General features: G+C 36.5%; 5 protein-coding genes and 2 tRNA genes. 5 read left to right on the top strand and 2 right to left on the bottom strand.

Going from position 1 to position 5,241, the window contains the following annotated elements:
• Window positions 1–51 precede the first annotated feature (51 nt).
• Both M0Q17_RS10575 and M0Q17_RS10570 read left to right on the top strand, forming a co-directional pair.
• Window positions 52–126, top strand: a tRNA-Gln gene (locus tag M0Q17_RS10575).
• Window positions 127–150: 24 nt separating this feature from the next.
• Window positions 151–227 (top strand) — tRNA-Met (locus tag M0Q17_RS10570).
• A gap of 478 nt (window positions 228–705) precedes the next feature.
• Here M0Q17_RS10570 and M0Q17_RS10565 read toward each other — a convergent pair.
• Complete coding sequence (locus M0Q17_RS10565) at window positions 706–1,905, bottom strand: FAD-dependent oxidoreductase (RefSeq protein WP_295086652.1); 1,200 nt, start codon at window positions 1,903–1,905, stop codon at window positions 706–708.
• A gap of 60 nt (window positions 1,906–1,965) precedes the next feature.
• On the opposite strand from M0Q17_RS10565, the gene M0Q17_RS10560 reads away from it, so the two are divergent.
• Complete coding sequence (locus M0Q17_RS10560) at window positions 1,966–2,889, top strand: class I SAM-dependent methyltransferase (protein ID WP_295086650.1); 924 nt, start codon at window positions 1,966–1,968, stop codon at window positions 2,887–2,889.
• Window positions 2,890–3,006: 117 nt separating this feature from the next.
• Window positions 3,007–3,483 (top strand): cytochrome c3 family protein, encoded by a 477-nt coding sequence (locus M0Q17_RS10555; protein WP_295086648.1) that lies wholly within the window; start codon window positions 3,007–3,009, stop codon window positions 3,481–3,483.
• A 6-nt stretch (window positions 3,484–3,489) separates the two neighbouring features.
• Here M0Q17_RS10555 and M0Q17_RS10550 read toward each other — a convergent pair whose 3' ends face one another.
• Entirely contained in the window at window positions 3,490–4,047 is a 558-nt protein-coding gene (locus tag M0Q17_RS10550; RefSeq protein ID WP_295086647.1) for a DJ-1 family glyoxalase III, read from the bottom strand.
• A gap of 159 nt (window positions 4,048–4,206) precedes the next feature.
• On the opposite strand from M0Q17_RS10550, the gene M0Q17_RS10545 reads away from it, so the two are divergent.
• A partial coding sequence (locus tag M0Q17_RS10545) for a quinone-dependent dihydroorotate dehydrogenase (RefSeq protein WP_295086645.1) occupies window positions 4,207–5,241 on the top strand: 1,035 nt, incomplete at its 3' end.

Here is a 5,241-nt window from a genome sequence, read left to right as displayed (position 1 = left end):
GTCATAGGTTCAAATCCTATTTCCGCAACCAATTATTTAACTTTTCAATGTTGGGGTATCGCCAAGCGGTAAGGCCGCGGCTTTTGGTGCCGCTATTCGGGGGTTCGAATCCCTCTACCCCATCCACAAACCCCCTATTTATAGGCATGTCGCGGAATAGAGCAGTTCGGTAGCTCGTTGGGCTCATAACCCAAAGGTCACAGGTTCAAATCCTGTTTCCGCAACCAAATCATAAATTTTTCTTATTTTAATACACAACTTTAAGTTTTCTTAAATTCCTACCTATTTCCCACCAACTGTATGCCGTGGCTTTCGTCCTGAAATTTTTTAAGCTACCTACTCGAGTTTACCCTCAAGTGCATCAGATATGAGCCTTGATAGATTTCTAAGCTACTTACTCGGCAGTTTACTCCGTAAAGAACCTACCTGTGTAATCCCAACATTTTTAAGCTACCTACTCGGCAGTTTGTCAACAATATTCAAGATAGTATATGTTTGCTCTTTTGGAGTGCAAAATAGCTTTTAAATCTGTTAAATTTTCCAAATAAAATCCTAAATAGATACTAAGCTTGAGTATTAAAGCCTATAAATTATACTGCCATCTTTGTCAAGACAACATCAAGAATACGAGGCTACTTTATAAAGCTAGTAAATTATATAGAAACTGCTATGAGAAGTATATTAAAAAATTTAAAAAAACATTTTTTAGCGATTTTTTATCCTATTTTTATATCCTGTGTTAATACGTAAACGAAGTCCTAGATAGTAAGCGTATGTTATTGCTTTTTTAAGCAGATATGCACTATGCCCTTTTATTTTTATCACACCAAAAAGTTCTCCGCTTGCCCAGTTTCCGCCAAGAGCGATAAATACTCCAAGCACTTTGGCATCAAAGGGTTTTATGGCTTTTTTGTCTATCTTTTTACGAATAGATTCTGCTACATACTCTGCACTTCTCTCGGCAGTTTGCGCTGTGGGAGGCAATATATTTTGTTTTGCATCTCTAATTTCTACACAATCGCCTATAGCAAAAACATTCTCTTTAGTACCAATATTGAGCATCTCATCTGGTACAAACTGAAAAATTCTATTTTTTTGTACATCTACCGTCTCATTTAGTTCTGATGCTTTGATGCCGCCTGTAAAAATCATAAAGTGGTAACTCAGCGTATCGCCGTTTTTAAAGTAGATAGTTTTATTATCCATCTTTTGGATAAAAGCGTTTGTTAAAATATTAATTCCAAGAGATACTAGTCTTTTATGCGTACTCTTTACTAAAAAATCGCTCATTCCGGGCAAAATTGTCTCGCTTGCATCTATAAGATGGATTTTTATACCCTCCACCCTATTTCCCAATGTTTTTTTATAAACCAAGAGAACATTTGCCATCTCCGCAGCCACCTCGACACCGCTCAGCCCTGCTCCTCCGATAGCCAAATTTATCTCTTGTGCTACATCTTCATTTTGAAGTTTTTTATATATGAGATTCTCAAATTCCACCCTAAAGTTGTGCGCCCTATGTAAATTTTTTACACCGAAGCTATGCTCTCTAAGCCCCTCGATAAAGGAGAAAAAATTTGTTTTTGCCCCAGTTGCAATTATGAGGTAGTCATACTCTATTTTTCCATTACATACTTTTATGTTTTGGGATTCAAAGTCGATAGAAAGTGCAGTATCGTAAACAAAAGTAATTTTTTTCTCAAATCCACTGCACCAATCCTGTAAATCAATTACTACATCATGCAAGTCGAATCTGCCCGCTATATAGCCGTAAGCTTCTGTTTGGAGATAGTGGTAAGGGTGTTTGTCTATAAGTGTTACGTCTATATCTGCCTGTTGTGCTAAAGATTCGATTGCACGAAGTCCACCGTATCCTCCGCCTATTACAACTACTTTTTTTCTCAAATTTTGCCTTTTGCACCATAAAATGGCTAGAATTATACAAAAAAATCACTTAGGCAGAGAATGGAAATAGAGCAACTAGAAGATATACTTAAAAAAAACGCAATAGATATAACAGATGAAGTTAAAAGACTTTTTCATGGGCGTGGTGGACTTTATGAAGAGTATAAACACTTAAATATAGACTCAATCGATACTCTCTTACATGTAACGCTCTATTTTGAAGAAGCAGGTGAAAATGAACTCCTAGAGATGCTAAAAGAGTTTGTAAAAACCTCAAGACACACAACTCTACTAGTACAGCGAAGATACATAAAAGGAACTCCTAGCGAAGCAATAGTGGGAGAATTTAGAGATGATTTGTTTGTTATCGAAAACGGTATGAAACTCAAACTCAATCTTCTCTCAAATCAAAACAGCCTCTACTTTGCTGATATGAAAAATGGCAGAACCTTTGTAAGGGAAAATGCAAAAGATAAAAACATCCTAAACCTCTTCTCTTATACTTGCGCTTTTAGCGTTGCGGCAAAACTAGGCGGCGCACAAAGTGTGGTAAACATAGATATGAGCAAAAGCGCTCTCACGGTTGGACGCTCAAATCATCATATAAACGATATAGATACAAAAGGTGTCAGTTTTTTACCATACAACATACTAAAATCGTTCTCTGGCATCAAAAAAAAGGGACCTTACGATTTGATTATCATTGATCCGCCGACCTTTCAAAAAGGGAGTTTTGAGGCAACAAAAGATTACGAGAAGATTATCAAAAGATTGCCCTTTATTGCATCAGATAATTGCATACTCTTAGCATGTCTTAACTCGCCTGATTTAGACTCAACTTTTTTGATAGAGCTTATGCGAGAGTTTGCTCCCAATTTTAGATTTATAGAGCGTCTTGAAAATCCAAAAGAGTTCGCAAGTCAAGATGACGAGAGGAGTCTTAAAAATCTGGTTTTTAAAAGAGGAATCATCATAGCACAATAATTTTCACATAAACATTTGCCAATATACATAAAATAATTTATACTCTATTGTGGTAAAATAAGTAAGACATTAATGATTAGATTTGTATCTATTAAAAGATTTGGGGATTTTATAATAATGAATATTTTACTAATGCCACTACTCTTTACAACATCTATTTTTGGAATAACTTTTGGGAGTCCTCACGAAATAATTTTGGACTGCAGAGATTCTATTATAAAAAGTTGCATAGAGTGCCATAATTCTGAAAATATTACTTCAACATCTTGTTTAAGTTGCCACGATGGTGTTAGCGGTAGCTATATGAATTTTATAACTCCTGAAAATGAAAACAGTAGCTATTTACATATATCTCCATCACTTGAAAAAGGACATCCGGTAGAAGTTGAATATCTTGAGGGGGGGGTTCGTGGACTAAAAACTAAAAATAGTAAAATTTCTGAATGGAATTGTGCCTCTAAAATAGATGATCTTTTGATAAACGTAAAAATAACATGTGCAAGTTGTCATGATCCCCACAATAAAAGATGGCCAAAATACCTAAGACGTACAAACGCAGGTAGCGAGCTATGCTTTACCTGCCATAATAAGTAGTAAAAACTATTTGCATAAATCAGCCAAAAGAGCTGATTTTACCTCAAGAGACTTCTTCTCTCCTTTTAATTTTTTAACGATTTGCAGTCCAAAGCAGATAGCCGTTGCAGGTCCGCGTGATGTCATTACATTGCCATCTTCTACAACCATCTCTTTTTCGCTAAATCCATCCTCTCTTATCTGCTCCTCAATTGTCGGATAACATGTGTAGTTGTGTTTAAGCACGCCGGCTTGATGAAGCACAAGAGGTGCCGCACAGATAGCTCCTATATTTTTACCATCTTTATCCATCTCTTTTAAAATTCTCTGAATATTTACATCATCAAGCATAGCGACTGTTCCTCCCCAGCCTCCCGGTAACACTATCATATCAAGAGTTTTTACATCAACATCAGATATAGCCATATCAGCTAAAACTCTCACTTTATGCGCACCTTCAACCACACTTTTTTCATCTAAAGATGCAACCAAAACCTCTATATCTCCTCTTCTTAAAACATCTATAATGTTTATCGCTTCTATCTCTTCAAAACCGTTTGCCAAAGGCACTAAAACTTTACTCATATCTCTCTCCGCATCTATAATATTTCATTTTATTCTATACTTATAATGTTATAATCCGCTTAAACAAGGTAAGGTTGTCTTTTTGAGTCAAGTTTTTAAACTCTTTACCTTTTTTAAGTATAATCACTAAATTTTTAATAAAGTTAAAGAGGCAACCTCATGATAGATTATCAAACTATAAAACCTTGGCTATTTAAGCTCGAACCCGAAAGCGCTCACCATCTTGCAGAGTTTGCTCTTAGATTGCCAAATATCTGCCAGATACCTTTTAACCCTTTTTTAGAATCCCACTTTGTAACAAACGAAATCCTAAAACAAGAGTTATTCGGGCGCACATTTTTAAATCCAGTGGGTCTTGGTGCTGGTTTTGATAAAAATGCGACCATGATTCGCGGTATACAGCTTTTAGGGTTTGGTTTTACGGAGGTAGGCACAGTTACTCCAAAGCCACAGGAGGGAAATCCAAAGCCGAGAATGTTTAGACATGTTGGGGAGCAAACTATCCAAAATGCTATGGGCTTTAATAATGACGGACTTCTGAAGGTTCAAAAAAGATTAAAAACAAGATTTCCGTTTACAACTCCCATAGGTATAAATATAGGAAAAAATAAAGTCACGCCTGATGCTGAAGCTATAAATGACTACACGACTCTCATAAAGGCTCTGCATGAGCTGGGTGATTATTTGGTAATAAACATCTCTTCACCAAACACTCCCGGACTTAGAGATTTGCAAAACGAGGAGTTTATAACAAGGCTTTTTTCTGAAGCAAAAACTATAACAACAAAACCTATTCTGCTAAAAATAGCGCCTGACATGAGCAAAGAAGATGCCGTATCGCTAACAAAACTAGCAGTTGATTGCGGTGCCGATGGCATAATTGCTACAAACACCACCATTGATTACACACTTGTAAAAAGCCCAAAAGATATAGGCGGACTTAGCGGTGCGGCGCTCAAAGAGAAGAGTTTTGAGATATTTGAAGCAGTTGCAAAAGAACTTTTTGGCAAAACTACACTTATCTCAGTAGGCGGAATCGACTCCGCAAAAGAGGCATACAGACGCATAAAAGCCGGGGCTTCTCTTGTTCAAATCTATAGCGGACTTATCTTTGGCGGACCTGATTTGATAAAAGAGATAAACACACAACTTACAGAGCTAATACGTGCCGATGGATATACCAATATTACACAA

It is taken from the genome of Sulfurimonas sp. (genome assembly GCF_023229105.1).
Taxonomy (GTDB): domain Bacteria; phylum Campylobacterota; class Campylobacteria; order Campylobacterales; family Sulfurimonadaceae; genus Sulfurimonas.
Note: the sequence above shows the minus strand (reverse complement) of the source record. Positions and strands in the feature narration are given on the sequence as shown.